We start from the raw sequence: 17381 nt of genomic DNA on the forward strand, positions 1-17381 counted from the left end.
TTCCTAAGACCTAGGTATTATGTTGCATATTTTGCAACGTAGTATGCCGAATATATCAATTTTCGCAATCATAATCATCGTCTATATTAGCTCCATCGCTGTGTCCTTGGGGGATACGGCCACAGAATTTAGCAAGACAGGTGAGCACAATGGCAAATTACTTTAATACACTGAGTTTGCGCGAAAAATTGGCGCAATTGGGACAATGTCGTTTTATGGATCGCAGCGAGTTCGTTAATGGCTGTGAATATATCAAGGACTGGAACATCGTCATTCTCGGTTGTGGTGCTCAAGGTCTGAACCAAGGTCTGAACATGCGCGATTCAGGGCTGAATATCTCTTATGCCCTGCGTCCAGAAGCGATTGCAGAAAAGCGTGCTTCATTCAAGCGCGCATCTGAAAACGGTTTTAAAGTGGGCACTTTTGAAGAACTGATCCCAACGGCGGATATGGTTTTGAACCTGACGCCAGACAAGCAACACAGCAAGGTTGTTGGCACTGTAATGCCACTGATGAAACAAGGCTCAGTATTGTCATACTCACACGGTTTCAACATCGTTGAAGAAGGTATGCAAGTACGTCCAGATATCACAGTAGTGATGGTGGCGCCTAAGTGTCCAGGCACTGAAGTACGTGAAGAGTACAAGCGTGGTTTCGGCGTACCAACACTGATCGCCGTTCATCCAGAAAATGACCCGAACGGTGATGGCTGGGAAATCGCTAAAGCCTACGCAAGCGCTACTGGTGGTGACCGTGCCGGCGTACTGCAATCATCATTCATCGCCGAAGTTAAGTCTGACCTGATGGGCGAGCAAACCATTCTGTGCGGCATGCTGCAGACTGGCGCAATCTTGGGTTACGACAAAATGGTAGCAGACGGTGTTGAGTCAGGTTATGCCGCGAAATTGATCCAACAAGGTTACGAGACTATCACCGAAGCGCTGAAGCACGGTGGTATCACCAACATGATGGATCGCCTGAGCAACCCTGCGAAAATCAAAGCATTTGAAATTGCTGAAGAGCTGAAAGGCATTCTGCAACCACTGTTTGAAAAACATATGGACGACATCATCAGCGGTGAATTCTCACGCGTAATGATGGAAGACTGGGCTAACGATGATAAGAACCTGTTGGGCTGGCGTGAAGACACCAATAACGCAGGTTTTGAAAAAGCGCCTGAGTCAGATGAGCATATCGACGAGCAAGAATACTTCGACAAAGCCATCTTCTTGGTAGCGATGATCAAAGCGGGTGTTGAACTGGCATTCGATACCATGGTGGCATCAGGCATCATTGAAGAGTCTGCTTATTACGAATCACTGCATGAAACACCGCTGATCGCCAATACTATCGCCCGTAAGCGTCTGTACGAAATGAATGTGGTGATTTCTGATACCGCAGAATACGGTTGCTATCTGTTTAACCATGCTGCTATCCCAATGCTGCGTGACTATGTCAATGCAATGTCACCAGAATTCTTGGGTGCGGGTTTGAAAGAAACTTCTAACGAAGTCGACAACCAACGTCTGATTGAAGTTAACGGTGCCATCCGCAATACCGATGTGGAATATATCGGTGAAGAACTGCGTGGCTATATGACTGATATGAAACGCATTAGCTTGGACTCTTGACGTTTAGGTCAACGCGGTGCCGTTCGCGGCACCCGTTGACGATTTTTTTGTGAACGGGGAGTCATAGCAATAAAAAATTTAATAAATTCGCAAATTTTTTATTGTGATCATAAAAGCCTTTGTGATATTGCTTATTTACTGAACCGCGCTGGGCATGCTGAGCGCGAGCAAATAAACAATTTTTATATCGACAGGAATCGGTCTTCTAACGATGAACTTCAGCCTCAACCTCCTCCTCGTGATTATTATCGCAGTGATTATTGGGTCACAGCGGGGGTGGCTCATGGCGCGAAAGATGACCTAAAGGTCCTGAGAATCATCGAAACCCCCGCTCCGCAAGGACCGGGGGTTTTTCATTTCTGGGGCGAGTAACGGGCAAAACGAGAACGTAAACAATGGAACAAGGGCAGACAATCAGCGGTAGTCAGGCGGTAATTGAAGTTCTGGCAGCCCACGGAGTTGATACGGTATTTGGTTATCCAGGTGGTGCCATCATGCCGATTTACGATGCAATCTATGGCAGTTCGGTCAAGCACCTCCTCTGTCGTCACGAACAAGGCGCTGCTTTTGCCGCCGTGGGTTATGCGCGCGCAAGCGGTAAAGTCGGTGTTTGTTTTGCTACTTCTGGCCCCGGTGCGACTAACCTGATCACTGGCCTCGCTGATGCCATGATGGACTCCATTCCTGTCGTTGCCATCACAGGGCAAGTCTCCTCTGCCGTTATCGGGACCGACGCGTTCCAAGAAATGGATGTGCTGGGGCTGAGCCTTTCCTGTACTAAACATAGCTTTATGGTCGGCAGTTTAGATGAACTGATCCCGACCTTGTATCGTGCCTTTGAAATCGCAGCATCGGGTCGTCCAGGCCCTGTGCTGGTGGATATTCCCAAAGATATTCAAGTGGGCCAGTTAGAATACAAAACGCCGCTGCAAGCAGTGGCGGTAGAAATGGCTATAGACAGCGACGCTGTTGCCGCCGCTAACACGCTTATCCGCAACGCTAAACAACCAATGTTATACGCTGGCGGCGGTGTCGGCATGGCGGGTGCGGTGTCGGAGCTACGCGACTTTATCGCCCGTACTGGCATGCCTTCGGTATGCACCCTAAAAGCTTTGGGCGCGGTAGAGCCAACCACTGCAGGTTACTTGGGCATGCTGGGTATGCACGGTAACCAAGCCGCCAACCACGCGGTACAAGAATGTGATTTACTGCTGGTGGTCGGTGCCCGCTTTGATGACCGCGTCACCGGTAAACTCAATACCTTTGCCCCAAATGCCAAAGTGATTCACTTAGATATCGACGCGGCGGAGCAAGGTAAACTGCGCCAGCCCGAAGTGGCATTGACTGGCGAACTGCAACAACTGCTACCGCAATTAGGTCAGATGCTCGATATCGCGCCTTGGCAGCAGCATGTTGCTGAGTTAGCGGAACAATACGCCTGGCGTTATGACCGCCCCGGTGAATTGATTTATGCGCCCAGAATGCTCAAGCAACTGGCAGACAAGTTACCTAACGACAGCGTAGTGAGCTGCGATGTTGGCCAACACCAGATGTGGGTGGCACAACATATGTGGTTCCGCAAACCTGAAGATCACCTGTCGAGTGCAGGCTTTGGCACAATGGGCTTTGGTCTGCCAGCGGCGATTGGCGCTCAGATTTCACGCCCAGAAGCTACCGTTGTGACCGTGTCAGGCGATGGCTCATTTATGATGAATGTGCAAGAGCTGACTACTATTAAGCGCCGTAAGCTACCGGTGAAAATCCTGCTGATCGATAACCAACGGCTGGGAATGGTGAAGCAATGGCAACAGCTATTCTTTGATGAGCGCTATAGTGAAACCAACCTGTCAGATAATCCTGACTTCGTTACCCTAGCATCGGCGTTTGATATTCCGGGGCGCACTATCACTCAAAGCGCCGAAGTCGAAGGCGCGCTGGACGAGATGCTTAACGCGCCGGGCGCGTATCTGCTGCATGTGCGCATCGATGAAGCGTTTAACGTTTGGCCGCTGGTACCACCGGGCGCCGCCAACAGTGACATGATTGAAGATTTGGAGGCGTAACCATGATCCATCATCTGGCCCTGACCTTAGAACAACGCCCAGAAGTATTAGAGCGTGTGTTACGCGTAGTGCGGCATCGTGGTTTCCGTATCTGCAACATGAATATGACCGAGCAGGATGACAAATTCCTGCAACTGAATATGGCGGTCGATAGTGATAAAGCAGTAGAGTTACTGAGCCGCCAACTGGACAAATTATTAGATGTGACGCAATGCGTGGTGACCACGCCATCCGCCATGTCACAAACAGTCAATGGCTGAGACGCAAGTAAGCGCCGCCGTGACGCAAACGTATTAAGAAAGAAAGGAAGTTAGCAATGCCAAAGTTACGTTCTGCCACCAGTACCGAAGGCCGCAATATGGCTGGAGCCCGCGCCTTATGGCGTGCCACCGGAGTTAAAGACAATGATTTTGGTAAGCCGATCATCGCCATCGCTAACTCTTTTACCCAATTTGTGCCAGGCCACGTGCACCTGAAAGACATGGGCGCACTGGTGGCTTCTGCCATTGAAGAAGCAGGCGGTATCGCCAAAGAATTCAACACCATCGCCGTGGATGATGGTATCGCCATGGGCCATGGCGGCATGCTCTATTCGCTGCCATCACGTGAGCTGATCGCCGATAGCGTCGAATATATGGTGAACGCCCACTGCGCCGACGCTCTGGTGTGTATCTCCAACTGCGACAAAATCACCCCAGGGATGCTGATGGCCGCGTTGCGCCTCAATATCCCCGTGGTGTTTGTCTCCGGCGGCCCGATGGAAGCGGGTAAAACCAAGCTGTCGGATAAAATCATCAAGCTCGACTTGGTGGATGCCATGGTCGCAGCCGCCGATGATCGCGTATCAGATGAAGACAGTGAAAAAATTGAACGTAGCGCCTGCCCAACCTGTGGTTCTTGTTCTGGTATGTTTACTGCCAACTCGATGAACTGCCTGACTGAAGCTTTGGGGCTGTCACTGCCGGGTAACGGTTCACTGGTAGCGACTCACGCCGATCGTCGCGAGTTGTTCCTAGAAGCCGGCCGTCGCGTAATGGCGTTGGCGCAACGTTACTATCAACAAGATGACGCTAGCGTACTGCCGCGCAATATTGCTTCATTCAAAGCGTTTGAAAATGCCATGACGCTGGATATCGCCATGGGCGGTTCATCCAACACCGTACTGCACTTATTAGCAGCTGCGCAGGAAGCGGAAGTCGACTTCACCATGGAAAACATCGACCAGCTGAGCCGTAAAGTGCCACACCTGTGTAAAGTGGCGCCATCGACGCCACTGTACCACATGGAAGATGTGCACCGCGCCGGTGGTGTGATGGGTATTTTGGGTGAGTTAGCGCGCGCTGGTTTGCTGCATACTGACGTGCCACATGTTGCGGCCAACGGCGGCACCCTGGCTGAAGTATTGGCTAAATACGATGTGGTCGTGACGCAAGATGAAGCGGTCAAACAGTTCTTCCGTGCAGGCCCTGCCGGTATTCCTACCACAGTAGCGTTTAGCCAAGATTGCCGTTGGGAATCGCTGGACGATAACCGCGAAAGTGGTTGTATTCGCAGCCGTGAACACGCTTTCAGTCAAGAAGGTGGTTTGGCGGTACTGTTCGGTAACATCGCTGCCAATGGCTGTATTGTGAAAACTGCCGGCGTGGATGAATCGATTTTGAAATTCACCGGTAAAGCCCGTGTGTATGAAAGCCAAGAAGATTCGGTGGCGGGCATTCTCGGCGGCGAAGTGGTTGCAGGCGACGTGGTGGTGATTCGCTACGAAGGTCCGAAAGGCGGCCCCGGCATGCAAGAGATGTTGTACCCAACCAGCTACCTGAAATCACGTGGCTTAGGTAAAGCCTGTGCGCTGATCACCGATGGTCGTTTCTCTGGTGGTACTTCAGGTTTATCTATCGGTCACGTGTCTCCAGAAGCAGCCGCTGGCGGTGATATTGGCTTGATTGAAACCGGCGACATCATCGAAATCGATATTCCAACACGCGGTATCTCACTGCAAGTTAGCGCTGAGGAATTGGCGAGCCGCCGTGCCGCCATGGAAGCCAAAGGCGCCCAAGCGTGGAAACCAGTAGCACGTCAACGCCCAGTATCGATGGCGCTGAAAGCCTACGCCCTGATGGCGACTAGCGCTGACAAAGGTGCCGTACGCGATCGCAGCATGCTGGAGGATTAATATGTTAGCGCTCGCGTCCCAGTCGCAACTGTCACTGGCCAACTATTATTTACAGCGGATTTTGCTGTCTAGCGTCTATGACGTTGCTAAGGTGACGCCGCTGTCTAACCTCAAAAAACTGTCGGCACGGCTCGGCTGTGATGTGTTCCTCAAGCGGGAAGATATGCAGCCAGTGCACTCGTTCAAGCTGCGTGGCGCCTATAACCGCATCGCTGAGCTTAGCGTTGAAGAAGCTGAATGCGGTGTGGTCTGTGCTTCGGCTGGTAACCATGCCCAAGGTGTTGCGATGTCGGCGGCCAGCCGTGGTATCAGCGCCGTGATTGTCATGCCGAGTACCACACCCGATATTAAAGTCGATGCGGTGCGCCGCCTCGGCGGCAACGTGGTACTGCACGGTCAGGCTTTTGACCAAGCTAACGAATATGCTATGTCATTGGCGCGCGATGAAGGTCGTGTGTATATCGCGCCATTTGACGATGAAGCCGTTATCGCTGGACAGGGTACGATCGCCCAAGAGATGTTGCAGCAGCAACGCGATCTCGATGTGGTGTTCGTTCCTGTTGGCGGTGGTGGATTAATTGCGGGTATCGCCGCTTACTACAAAGCCGTGAAACCGGAAGTCACCATCGTCGGTGTCGAACCTGTCGACGCCGCCTGCTTAAAAGCCGCGATGGAAGCGGGTGAAGCGGTAACCTTGGATCAGGTCGGCCTGTTTGCTGATGGTGTGGCGGTAAAGCGTATTGGCGCTGAACCATTCCGTCTGGCAAAAGATTATGTCGATGAAGTGATTACGGTGACTTCAGATGAAATCTGCGCTGCCATCAAAGACATCTTTGAAGACACTCGTGCGATTGCCGAGCCCGCCGGTGCGCTGTCATTGGCAGGACTGAAAAAGTACATGACGCAGCACCAAGGCGAAGAGCGCAAAGTGGCGGCCATTCTCAGTGGCGCTAATGTGAATTTCCACAGCCTGCGTTATGTGTCTGAGCGCTGCGAATTAGGTGAGCACAAAGAAGCGGTTTTGGCAGTCACCATTCCGGAACGTCCGGGCGCGTTTTTGCAGTTCTGTGAAACCTTGGGCAAACGGGCAATTACAGAATTCAACTATCGCTTCAGTGGTCGCGACCGTGCTGTGGTGTTTGCCGGTATTCGAGTGAATCAAGGCCAGCCGGAGCTCGATGAATTGATCAGCTCTTTGGTCAGCAACGGTTTTGCAGTGCAAGATCTGACTGAAGATGAGACCGCCAAGTTGCACGTGCGCTATATGGTCGGCGGTTTGCCGCCTGAATCCCTGCAGGAGCGCTTGTTCAGTTTTGAATTCCCTGAGCATCCCGGTGCACTGCTGAAGTTTCTGCAAACGCTGCAAAGTAAGTGGAATATCAGTTTGTTCCACTATCGCAACCACGGTGCGGCCTTTGGACAAGTGCTAGCAGGCTTTGAAGTGCCAGAAGCCGATGACGCGGCATTTGCGACTTTCCTAGATGAATTAGGTTTTGCCTACCAAGATGAAACCAACAGCCCGGCGTATCAGCTGTTTTTAGCACATAAGTAGCTGCTCACTAGTAATGGCGCATAAATAGTTGCCCATAAATAGCGACGCATAACTGGCGCGCTCCATATCCCCCGCGGACGGTTTTCACTGGCGTGGGGGATTTGTTTTCTGCACGCTGTCATTACCAATAAAAGTGCAGCGTTAGCCAAAAGCCGAGCAGAGTCAGCGTGCTAACTGTGATAAGGTCAATTCAGTTTTTCGCTCAAACATGAGCATCCGTATCGATAACGCAGCAAGGAGACTCAGCATGATTGCCGCACCGCAAACTAACGCGTTTAATCCACCTCGTCGTATTTTGATGGGACCTGGCCCTTCAGACATCTATCCTGAAGTGCTTGCGGCGCAATCGCGGCCAACGGTTGGCCACCTAGATCCACTGTTTATCGGCATGATGGATGAGCTAAAAGCGCTGATCCAATATGCGTTTCAAACCAAAAACCAAATGACGATTGCGGTATCAGCGCCCGGTAGCGCAGGTATGGAAACGTGCTTTGTTAACTTGGTGGAGCCGGGCGAGAAGGTGATTGTGTGTCGCAACGGCGTGTTTGGTGAACGTATGCGCCAAAACGTTGAGCGCATTGGTGCCACGGCAGTAGTGGTCGATACCCCATGGGGTGAGCCAGTAAATGTCGAAGACGTTAAGCAAGCACTCGAAGCCAACCCTGATGCCAAGTTCCTCGCCTTCGTGCATGCCGAAACTTCTACTGGTGCGCTGTCAGATGCCAAAACCCTGTGCGCGCTGGCGAAACAACACGGTTGCCTCAGTATTGTTGACTCAGTAACTTCGCTCGGTGGCGTTGAACTGCTAGTAGACGAGTGGGGCATTGATGCCATCTATTCTGGTAGCCAAAAATGTTTGTCATGTGTGCCGGGCTTGTCGCCAGTGTCGTTCTCTGAGGCGGCAGTGGAAAAACTCAAAGCGCGGAAAACTGCAGTACAAAGCTGGTTCCTCGACCAATCTTTGGTGATGGGTTATTGGAGCGGTAACGGCAAACGCAGCTATCACCATACTGCGCCAGTGAATGCCTTGTACGCGCTACATGAATCACTGCGCAAACTGGCCGATGAAGGTTTAGAAAACGCTTGGCAGCGTCACCAACAGATGCACCAACTGCTGAAAGCCGGCTTGGAAAAACTCGGCATCAAGTTTGTGGTGGATGAAGCCTCGCGCCTGCCGCAATTGAACGCTGTGTATATTCCGGAAGGTGTTGACGACGCTGCGGTACGTAGCCGCTTACTGAATGACTACAATCTTGAAATCGGTGCAGGTCTTGGTGACTTAGCAGGCAAAGCATGGCGCATCGGTTTGATGGGCTATGGCGCCCGTCGTGAGAATGTCGCACTGTGTTTACGCGCGTTAGAAGAGGTGCTGAGCTAATTTGCTTGTACCCTGAAAACTGAAAAAGCAGCTCATTGAGCTGCTTTTTTAATGGCAAAACACCTACCGTCGCTGGCAATTATTGATTATGCAGTGCGGTAAATAAGGTCATGCTAGTGGTAAAAATCAGCGCCAGCCATAGCCAATTGCTTGGTTTGGTTTTGCCCTTCAGGCTACGTTGCTGATAGTGTTGTACCATAGCGGCAATATCGCCTTTAAGCTGGCCAAAGCGGTTGATTTGATAGCAGTCGCTATCCGGCATAATGACAAAGTACTCGCGATGGCGTTTGATGAACTCTTGCAGGTGAGTAACGCTAATCTCGGTGGTGTCGGCAAGCTGTTGTAGGCTCAAGCCCTTTGACGAGTTGGCGTGTAATACTCGCAGTACGTGCTCAAGTTCGTTTGCTGTCAACATTCACTATCCCTTTGGCCGCTGATGGTTTGATGTTCGCATCTATAACATGGGGTTGTAAATGAAAAATCCAAACTGAAGTTTGGATTTTTTTGAAGGGTCATGGTAGCCCGCAAGCCTGCTGGATTATTTAACGCGGTGACATATGTGCACTGTCATCTTTTTGAGTACGAAGCATGGCTTGTGTTTGGCTCTGCAGCCATAGCAAGCTGCGCTTGCGAACGTCGTGGAGCTACTCGCTCCACACCAGAGGATAAGGGGGCTAGACGGCTTCGAATGACATCCATGTCTAACGGCCAGCTCGCCATCCTTGGCTCGCGCTCATGAATATACTCATCGTTGATGAGTATTCGCCCTTATCAATCCCCCTGCCGCCCCGACGTCGCGAAACGCTACGGCGCTTCTGGTTTGCCATCTTCGCAAATCGCTCTGATTCGGAATCCATTCCTCACCATCGCTTCTCCGCCGCGCCGAGGGGCTGGTGTTGCTTACTATTTCAAGTGTATATCTCCTAGCTTTTTGATCAATATCTACTCAGCTGTTAAGCATTTTCTATATTTTTACATAGGCCTGTCAAAATAAAGGAATATAAATGTATGGGAATAGAAACCTTAACTAAAGATGATGTGATTGAAATTCACAATAGATTGGTAATCGATGCTGCTGAATCTGATGATCCAATTTGTCCTCCGGGGATAAAAAATGAGGGGTTATTAGAGTCTGCGGTAGCAAGACAACAATCTGGATTTAGCGGGAAGTTGAAATATAGTGAGCCTATTAGTAATGCAGCTTCTTTATGTTATGGAATCTGTAGTAATCATCCATTGCATAATGGAAATAAACGCACTGCTCTAGTGTCTCTTTTATGTCATCTAGATAAAAATGGATTTACATTTAATAACCGAACAGATCAGGACAGTCTTTATTCTTTTATGTTAAAAGTTGCTTCTCATCGTTTAGTTAGTAGTAAGAAAGCACGTAAAGATAAACATATCAGACATGATCAATCTGATATTGAAGTGGAAGTGATGACTGAATGGATACGGAAAAGGACTAGAAAAATCGAAAAAGGAGAGAGGAATGTTTCATATACTGAACTGGAAAGAATTCTAAGAGCACATAATGTTTATTTTGAGAATCATAATAATAATTATGTTGATGTAGTTAAATATGTTGAAGAAATCAGAAGAAGAAACTTTTTCCATTTTGAGACTGTTAGAGTTGCCCACAAAGTTGCTCATATCCCATATTGGCCAGGACGGACTGTCGGTAAGAATTTGGTAAAATCTATCAGAAAACAGGCAAACCTTACTTATAGTGATGGTGTCGATTCTGCACTATTTTATGGAACTGAAACTCCTCCAGATGAGTTTATTCAAAAATATAAGAAGGTTTTGAATAAGTTAGCAAAGACATAATATGAACTATTAATACGTAGTTTTCATAAGCAAAGTTATCTCCGATTAAAAAGCGTATATCTGTTAGGCAACTTCAAAATACCTAGCACATGCAGACGAGTGGCCGTCCGAGGCATGGATGCCGAGGCCGAGCGCTCAGGGATGAGTTTACAGCGTGCCACTGGGATGCGTGTGCATAAGCCCGCTGCAGGCGATTAACACCAAGTAATTTCTCAGCACAGTAGAAACATGCAGAAAAGCACTGTGTTAAGCAACACCACCTATCTATAAAGAGTGAAGCCAATTTTCGGCTTCACTCTTCAGTAAACGCTATTTACCGTTAGCCGCACGGTTCACATAATCCACTGGCACCCAATCATAGCCACTACCATTCTGGCGTAGATGACCAATCCCCGGGAATGACAAGTGTGGCCCAGCAACTAGCTCGCCTTCTTTAGCAAACTCAGCGAAAGCCTGTTCGCGTACCGCTTGGGCTTTGTTCTGGTCTTGGTCATAAATGATGGTGACTTTCGGGTTGGCAAATTGCACGGCAGCAATGTGAATAATGTCGCCGATAAAGGTGATGCTTTCGCCTTGGCTGTCTAAGCGATAAAACGCGGCTCCAGGAGTATGCCCCGGATGCACGGTGGCAGTAATGCCCGGCAGAACCTGTTCACTGCCGCTAAAGGTTTTGACTTTGTTGGCATCCAGATAAGGTTTCAGCGTGTTGCGGGCACCATCAAAGTAGCCTTGGCCGTATTTTGAAGCCTTCATTTTGGCGTCATCAAAGAAGAAGTCGATATCCGCTTTGCCCACATACACTGTGGCGTTGGGGAAGGTGCGTTTACCATCGCTGAGTAAACCGCCGGTGTGGTCTGCGTGCGAATGGGTGATCAAAATATCGGTGATGTCACTTGGTTGAATACCCAATGCTGCCAAATCTGGTACAACATTGCCGCCTTTATCTGGGCCGAACATATGGCCAGCACCGGTGTCGACTAACACTGTGTGATCTGGCAGTTGGATCAGATAGGCGTTGATGGAACCTTCTACAGGATTGCTTTGAAAGTTGTGTGCCAGTTGCTTATCAATTTGCGCTTGGCTGATATTGCGCAGTAAGTTTTTGGCATCTTGCGGTACGGTGCCATCGTTCAATGCAGTGACACGCACATCACCCACTTTTATGGTGTAACCGCCTGCTTGTTGGGTCACCAATTGAGGTGCGTATTGTGGGGTGTTTTTAGCAAAGCTCAGCGGAGCTTGCAGTAATGCGGCAGTACATGCTGCGGCAACCAAATAATGACTCAGATTAGACTTACGCGACATGGATAACCTCCTTATTAAGCGATATGCCACATATTGTGCGCTTTGTCGCAAATTTTGCAAAGTTGCATGGGGTATCAGTCAGATACAAAGGTTCTTAACGATTAGCTGGCTGCGGCGAGTGGGTGGGCGTCACGCCAGTCTGCAGTTTGAATGGCAAACCATTGTTGAGCGTGTTGTTTGGCTTCTTCCAGGCTGGCGCACCACATCTCGGCAGTATAGAGCCCTTTGGGGCTGATCAGCAGCAAATAGCCCTGCTCAGTATCACCAATAATGTCGAGATCGATGTGGCGTTGGCTCGTTGGCGCCGCACTGTGTTCGCCTGAGAGTGACCAGTAGCTGGCATTGCCATAAATGAGGCTGTTGGTATGGGCGTATAGATGTGTTGCTTGTTTCACGTATTGTTGCTCTTAAAAAATAAGGACGTCCCTGTCCAATGTGGGTTACCAAGGTACTGAGTCAGGCGATTTCGCCGCGTTGATTACTGACGTTGAGTGTTACGCGGCTCATCGGTGTTTCATTGAAGAGATAACTTAGCGCAGAGTGACGGCCAAGTGCTGTGGCAATCTGGCGATCAATTGTGGCGAAATTATGGCAATAGCAGCTGGCTGGCTATTTCGTCGGCGAATCGGGCGTGAGACGCTGTGTAATGCAGGCCACTGCCATGTAACTTACACCGCAGATGATGCCTGACAACAACGCCGATGCTAAAACATCAATCGGCCAGTGCATACCAAGTAGTAGCCGGCTGAGACTGACCCAGCACGCCCAGCAAACTAACAGCAAGGGTAACCCTATGCGTTTACGAGGAATGAGGGCCACGCAGCTACTGAGCGCCAGCGTACAGCTGAACAGCGTATGACCTGAAGGAAAGGAGTAGCCCGTTTCAAACTGCCATTGGCTCCAGACGTTGGCAGAAATTGGCATGGGGAGTTGATTGCTGGAGAGCGCAGCTAAGATGGCCGCTCGCCCGGCGCCATCGGTGTGATAAAACTGCTCAAGATTGAGTAAACCGCGTTGTGCCAGATATTCTACATAAGGGCGAGGTTCGGCGAATAGTTGTTTCAGGCCGTGACTGACCAGCATATTCAGCCCCAATGCGAGCAATATGGTGCAGCCGATCTGTAGTCGCTGTCGTCTTGGCAGTTGGCTGAGTACCAGCATCAGTACTATAGCGCTAGTGACGGCGCCCCAAGGGCGGGTGCCGGTCATTGTCAGCGCGTAATTAAGTTCGGCAAAGCCACTGGAGAGATCCAGCAAGGGAAACAGCTGTCTGCCCGAAAGGGTGATCAGCAGCGGTGGCAGTAGCAATAACAGCCAACTGCACAACCAATAGATTTTGTTGGCACGGTTAATCGGCATTGCACTCCACACGAAGATAATTTGGCTGTGTTAATGGTCGCAGACTCGGTAATCAGCTGTAAAGCTTTTGCTCAAAGGGAACTGGACGGCGAGATGGGGTGAAGAGTGCAGTCAGTGGTGTTATTACCAATCTCAGCCCAAAAGACGACATCTGTCTGAGTTAACAGCGTTTTATCGGTTTCACATAAAAAATAGTATTGGTGAATTTTTTTATCACGTAATGACTAAATCAGTTATTGTGAATAATGAATAATTTTTATTTTTCAATATGATGTCTTTTGTCTAGCGAAACATCGGCGAGATTTTTAAACCATCAGCTTGCGTTGGCGCACAACGGCTATTTTGCCCCAATTGACTGTCTTTATTCCGGTGGAATAATGCGCTCACTTTTCGATGTACCTACCCCTATTTATCGATGTCTACTTACACTCGACCGGTGCTATTACTGCTCAGCGGTCTACTGCTGTTGACCCTGTCGATCGCAGTTTTAAATACGTTAGTGCCGCTGTGGCTGGCGCGTGAAAGCATGGCAACCTGGCAGGTTGGCATGGTGAGTTCGGCTTACTTTGCGGGTAATTTGCTTGGCACGTTACTGGCTGGACGCATGATTACGCGACTTGGATTTAACCGCAGTTATTATGTGGCGTCACTGCTGTTTGCCGTGGGCTGTATTGGGCTCGGATTTATGATCGGTTTTTACAGCTGGTGTTTGTGGCGCTTTGTTGCAGGTGTTGGCTGCGCCATGATCTGGGTGGTCGTCGAAAGCGCACTGATGTGTAGTGGTCATTCACGCAACCGTGGCCGTCTGTTGGCAGCCTATATGATGGTGTATTACTTCGGCACTGTCGCCGGACAACTGCTACTGACCGAGCTGTCGACTGAGCTGATGAACGTTTTACCATGGGCGGTGGCCTTAGTGTTGAGTTCGATGTTGCCACTGCTGTTTACCCGCATTGTAAATAGCGAGCCAGCACCTCAGCAGCAAACCCATTTATGGTCGATGCTGAGATTACGCAAGGCGCGTTTGGGCATTCATGGCTGTGTGATTTCTGGCATTGTGCTCGGCTCCATGTACGGCTTGATGCCACTGTATCTCAACCATTTAGAGATGGATGACGCGACAGTGGGCTTTTGGATGGCGTTATTGGTCAGTGCGGGTATTTTTGGGCAGTGGCCGGTCGGCAAATTAGCTGATCGTTTTGGGCGTTTGCTGGTGCTGCGTGTGCAAGTGTTTGTGGTCATTGTCGGTTGTATTGCGATGTTGGCGCATGCGGCGCTTACCCCGGCCTTGTTTATCCTGGGGGCGGCCGGTTTTACCTTGTATCCCGTTGCCATGGCGTGGGCTTGTGAGAAAGTTGAACACCATCAACTGGTGCCAATGAACCAAGCGCTGTTACTCAGTTATACTGTGGGCAGCTTAGTTGGCCCCACCTTGACAGGCGCCTTGATGGAGAGTTTTTCCGACGGTCTGCTGTTTATTATGATTGCCAGTGTGTCCTTGGTGTATCTGTTGATGTTGCTGCGTAAAGCGGAACAGCATCCAACACCCGTGGCACATGTGTAACGCGATTGTTGGAAATAGAAAAGGCCGCTGATGCGGCCTTTTTCGTTAGCGCAGATGCTTATGCATCTTGGCTCAACTTTGCTTCCAGTTCAGCCACTTTGGCTTGTAATGCTTCCAGCTTTTCGCGGGTTTTCAGCAATACGTGCTGCTGCACTTCAAACTCTTCACGAGAGACCATATCCAGTTTCAGCAGTTGCTGCTGCAGTACGCTCTTGCTGCGTTCTTCAAATTCACCGGCAAACTGTTTAACTCCAGCAGGCAGGTTGTCGCTCAATTGCTTAGCGAGATCTTCAATCTTTTTCGCGTTAATCATAGTGATACTTCCATCGTTGACGCCATTTGGGTGAATTGTAACCCAAGCCTTGCGGTTCTCCCAATAATTGCCGCGCTTTTGTTGTGGGGTTATGCGCAGGTGACGAACTGATGCTGGCCAGGCATTGCTGATATCGCCGCGGCGGTAGGTTGTCTGCTATGATTGCCGGTCTGATAGTTGTCGCCTTGTGTTATTGATGAAGTTAAACCCCGCACAGAACGAAGCCGTTCATTACATTTCTGGTCCTTGCTTGGTACTTGCTGGTGCAGGTAGTGGCAAAACGCGCGTTATCGTCAACAAGATTGGTTATCTGATCCAAACTTGTGGCTATAAGGCGCGCCATATTGCGGCGGTGACCTTTACCAATAAAGCGGCGCGGGAGATGAAAGAGCGGGTATCGCAATCGATTGGTCGCAAAGAAGCGCGCGGGCTGTGGATTTCTACCTTTCATACTCTAGGGCTGGAAATCATCAAGCGTGAACACAAAGCGTTGGGGTTAAAGCCGGGCTTTTCGCTGTTCGATGACCAAGACTCAATGGCACTGCTGAAAGAGCTAACCGAGAAAGAGCTGCAAGAAGATAAAGACTTGCTGCGGGCGTTAGCCACTGCGATTTCCAACTGGAAAGGCGGACTGATCATTCCTGACCGCGCCCGTAAAATAGCCAAAGGTGAGCAAGAGCAGCTGTTTGCGCTGCTGTATCAACGCTACGCCCAGCATATGAAAGCCTATAACGCGCTGGATTTTGACGACCTGATTTTGCTGCCAACCTTGCTGCTGCAGTTCAACGAAGAGGTGCGTAAACGCTGGCAAAAGCGGATCCAATATCTGCTGGTGGACGAATACCAAGACACCAATACCAGCCAATACGAGCTGGTAAAACTGCTGGTGGGTGAACGTGCAAGATTTACTGTCGTGGGTGATGATGACCAATCGATCTACTCATGGCGTGGTGCCAAACCACAAAACTTGGTGCTGCTGGGTAAAGATTTCCCCGAATTGAAGCTGATCAAGCTGGAGCAAAACTATCGCTCTAGTCAGCGGATTTTGCACGCGGCCAATATTCTCATTGCCAATAATCCACACGTTTACGATAAGTCGCTGTTCAGTGAGTTACCTTACGGTGAACCGCTGCGGATTTTGAATGCCGCCAACGAAGAGCAGGAAGCCGAGCGGGTAGTGGCCGAGATTATTCGCCACAAGTTTATGGGCAAAACTAACTTTGGTGATTACGCCATTTTGTACCGCGGTAACCATCAGTCGCGCTTATTAGAGCGGGCCTTGATGACCAACCGTATTCCTTATCGTTTAAGTGGCGGCACCTCGTTTTTTGCGCGAGCGGAAATCAAAGACATCATGGCTTACCTACGTTTGGTGGTGAACCCGGATGACGATAATGCATTTCTGCGTGTGGTGAATCTGCCAAAACGCGGTATTGGCCCTGCAACGCTTGAGAAACTGGGTAACTTTGCCAACAGCAAACATATCTCCATGTTTGAGGCGATTTTTGATGCCGGTTTGCAGCAGCATTTGGCGCCGGGCGCGATTGAAAGCCTGTTTAAATTTGGCCGTTTTATTGTCGATACTGGCGAAATTGCTGAGCGCGGTGAAGGCGTGGATGCCATTAAGCAACTGATCCGTAACATTAACTACGAAGATTATCTCTACGAATCTAGCCCTAGTGCCAAAGCTGCCGAGATGCGCATGAAAAACATCTCTGAGCTGTATCGTTGGGTGACTGAAATGCTGGCGGGCGATGATCTCGACGAGCCAATGACGCTGCCAGAAGTGGTGACCCGGTTAACATTGCGCGACATGATGGAGCGTAACAACGAAGATGAAGCTGGCGATCAAGTGCAGTTGATGACGCTGCATGCCTCCAAGGGATTGGAGTTTCCTTATGTGTTCATCGTCGGCATGGAAGAGGGCTTATTGCCGCATCAAAGCAGCATTGATGAAGACAATATTGAAGAAGAGCGCCGTCTGGCATATGTCGGCATTACCCGTGCACAGCAGGAACTCTTTTTTGTGGTATGCCGCGAGCGGCGCCAGTTTGGTGAAACGATTCAGAGCCAAGTGAGCCGCTTTGTCGACGAACTGCCACAAGACGATCTGCACTGGGATAATCGCAAACCGGAGAAGAAAACCGAGCAAGAACGGATGCAGACTGGCAAAGCCAATATTGCCAATCTGCGGGCGATGTTTAAGAAATAGC

14 protein-coding genes are annotated in these 17381 nt (G+C 49.9%); 9 read left to right on the forward strand and 5 right to left on the reverse strand.

Annotated features, from left to right (window positions below; all coding sequences use genetic code 11):
- Window positions 1–149: 149 nt before the first annotated feature.
- The 6 genes from ilvC to HR45_RS17830 all read left to right on the forward strand — a co-directional run bounded on the left by ilvC (window position 150) and on the right by HR45_RS17830 (window position 8797).
- On the forward strand, window positions 150–1631 hold the full coding sequence (gene ilvC, locus HR45_RS17805; RefSeq protein WP_037445620.1) for a ketol-acid reductoisomerase: 1482 nt from the start codon (window positions 150–152) through the stop codon (window positions 1629–1631).
- 395 nt (window positions 1632–2026) lie between these two features.
- Entirely contained in the window at window positions 2027–3694 is a 1668-nt protein-coding gene (ilvG, locus tag HR45_RS17810) for an acetolactate synthase 2 catalytic subunit (protein ID WP_037445621.1), read from the forward strand.
- 2 nt (window positions 3695–3696) lie between these two features.
- Entirely contained in the window at window positions 3697–3954 is a 258-nt protein-coding gene (gene ilvM / locus HR45_RS17815) for an acetolactate synthase 2 small subunit (RefSeq protein WP_037445623.1), read from the forward strand.
- Between the two features lie 56 nt (window positions 3955–4010).
- Window positions 4011–5867 carry a dihydroxy-acid dehydratase gene (gene ilvD / locus HR45_RS17820; protein WP_037445625.1) on the forward strand — a complete coding sequence of 619 codons (1857 nt, stop codon included), beginning with the start codon at window positions 4011–4013 and terminating at the stop codon, window positions 5865–5867.
- A 1-nt stretch (window position 5868) separates the two neighbouring features.
- Window positions 5869–7419, forward strand: a complete 1551-nt coding sequence (ilvA, locus tag HR45_RS17825; protein WP_037445626.1) for a threonine ammonia-lyase, biosynthetic — start codon at window positions 5869–5871, stop codon at window positions 7417–7419.
- A 247-nt stretch (window positions 7420–7666) separates the two neighbouring features.
- Window positions 7667–8797, forward strand: coding sequence for a pyridoxal-phosphate-dependent aminotransferase family protein (locus HR45_RS17830; protein ID WP_037445627.1), 1131 nt, complete (start codon window positions 7667–7669; stop codon window positions 8795–8797).
- A gap of 79 nt (window positions 8798–8876) precedes the next feature.
- Here the strand turns inward: HR45_RS17830 and HR45_RS17835 are convergent, their stop codons facing one another.
- Window positions 8877–9212, reverse strand: coding sequence for a hypothetical protein (locus HR45_RS17835; RefSeq protein WP_037445629.1), 336 nt, complete (start codon window positions 9210–9212; stop codon window positions 8877–8879).
- Between the two features lie 593 nt (window positions 9213–9805).
- Here HR45_RS17835 and HR45_RS17840 point away from each other — a divergent pair.
- Entirely contained in the window at window positions 9806–10627 is an 822-nt protein-coding gene (locus HR45_RS17840; protein ID WP_052074825.1) for a type II toxin-antitoxin system death-on-curing family toxin, read from the forward strand.
- 309 nt (window positions 10628–10936) lie between these two features.
- Here the strand turns inward: HR45_RS17840 and HR45_RS17845 are convergent, their stop codons facing one another.
- The 3 genes from HR45_RS17845 to HR45_RS17855 form a co-directional block, all read right to left on the reverse strand.
- Window positions 10937–11932 carry an MBL fold metallo-hydrolase gene (locus HR45_RS17845; RefSeq protein WP_037445630.1) on the reverse strand — a complete coding sequence of 332 codons (996 nt, stop codon included), beginning with the start codon at window positions 11930–11932 and terminating at the stop codon, window positions 10937–10939.
- Between the two features lie 101 nt (window positions 11933–12033).
- Window positions 12034–12327 carry a hypothetical protein gene (locus HR45_RS17850; protein WP_037445631.1) on the reverse strand — a complete coding sequence of 98 codons (294 nt, stop codon included), beginning with the start codon at window positions 12325–12327 and terminating at the stop codon, window positions 12034–12036.
- A gap of 214 nt (window positions 12328–12541) precedes the next feature.
- Entirely contained in the window at window positions 12542–13291 is a 750-nt protein-coding gene (locus tag HR45_RS17855; protein WP_052074826.1) for a phosphatase PAP2 family protein, read from the reverse strand.
- A 415-nt stretch (window positions 13292–13706) separates the two neighbouring features.
- On the opposite strand from HR45_RS17855, the gene HR45_RS17860 reads away from it, so the two are divergent.
- Window positions 13707–14855, forward strand: coding sequence for an MFS transporter (locus HR45_RS17860; protein WP_037445632.1), 1149 nt, complete (start codon window positions 13707–13709; stop codon window positions 14853–14855).
- A gap of 58 nt (window positions 14856–14913) precedes the next feature.
- On the opposite strand, the gene ubiK is transcribed toward HR45_RS17860, so the two are convergent.
- Window positions 14914–15168, reverse strand: a complete 255-nt coding sequence (gene ubiK / locus HR45_RS17865; RefSeq protein WP_037445633.1) for a ubiquinone biosynthesis accessory factor UbiK — start codon at window positions 15166–15168, stop codon at window positions 14914–14916.
- A gap of 196 nt (window positions 15169–15364) precedes the next feature.
- On the opposite strand from ubiK, the gene rep reads away from it, so the two are divergent.
- The gene (gene rep, locus HR45_RS17870) at window positions 15365–17380 is read left to right on the forward strand and encodes a DNA helicase Rep (protein WP_037445635.1); all 2016 of its coding nucleotides are present in this window, start codon (window positions 15365–15367) and stop codon (window positions 17378–17380) included.
- The last annotated feature ends 1 nt before the right edge of the window (window position 17381 follow it).

The organism is Shewanella mangrovi (genome assembly GCF_000753795.1).
In the GTDB taxonomy this organism is placed as follows: domain Bacteria; phylum Pseudomonadota; class Gammaproteobacteria; order Enterobacterales; family Shewanellaceae; genus Shewanella; species Shewanella mangrovi.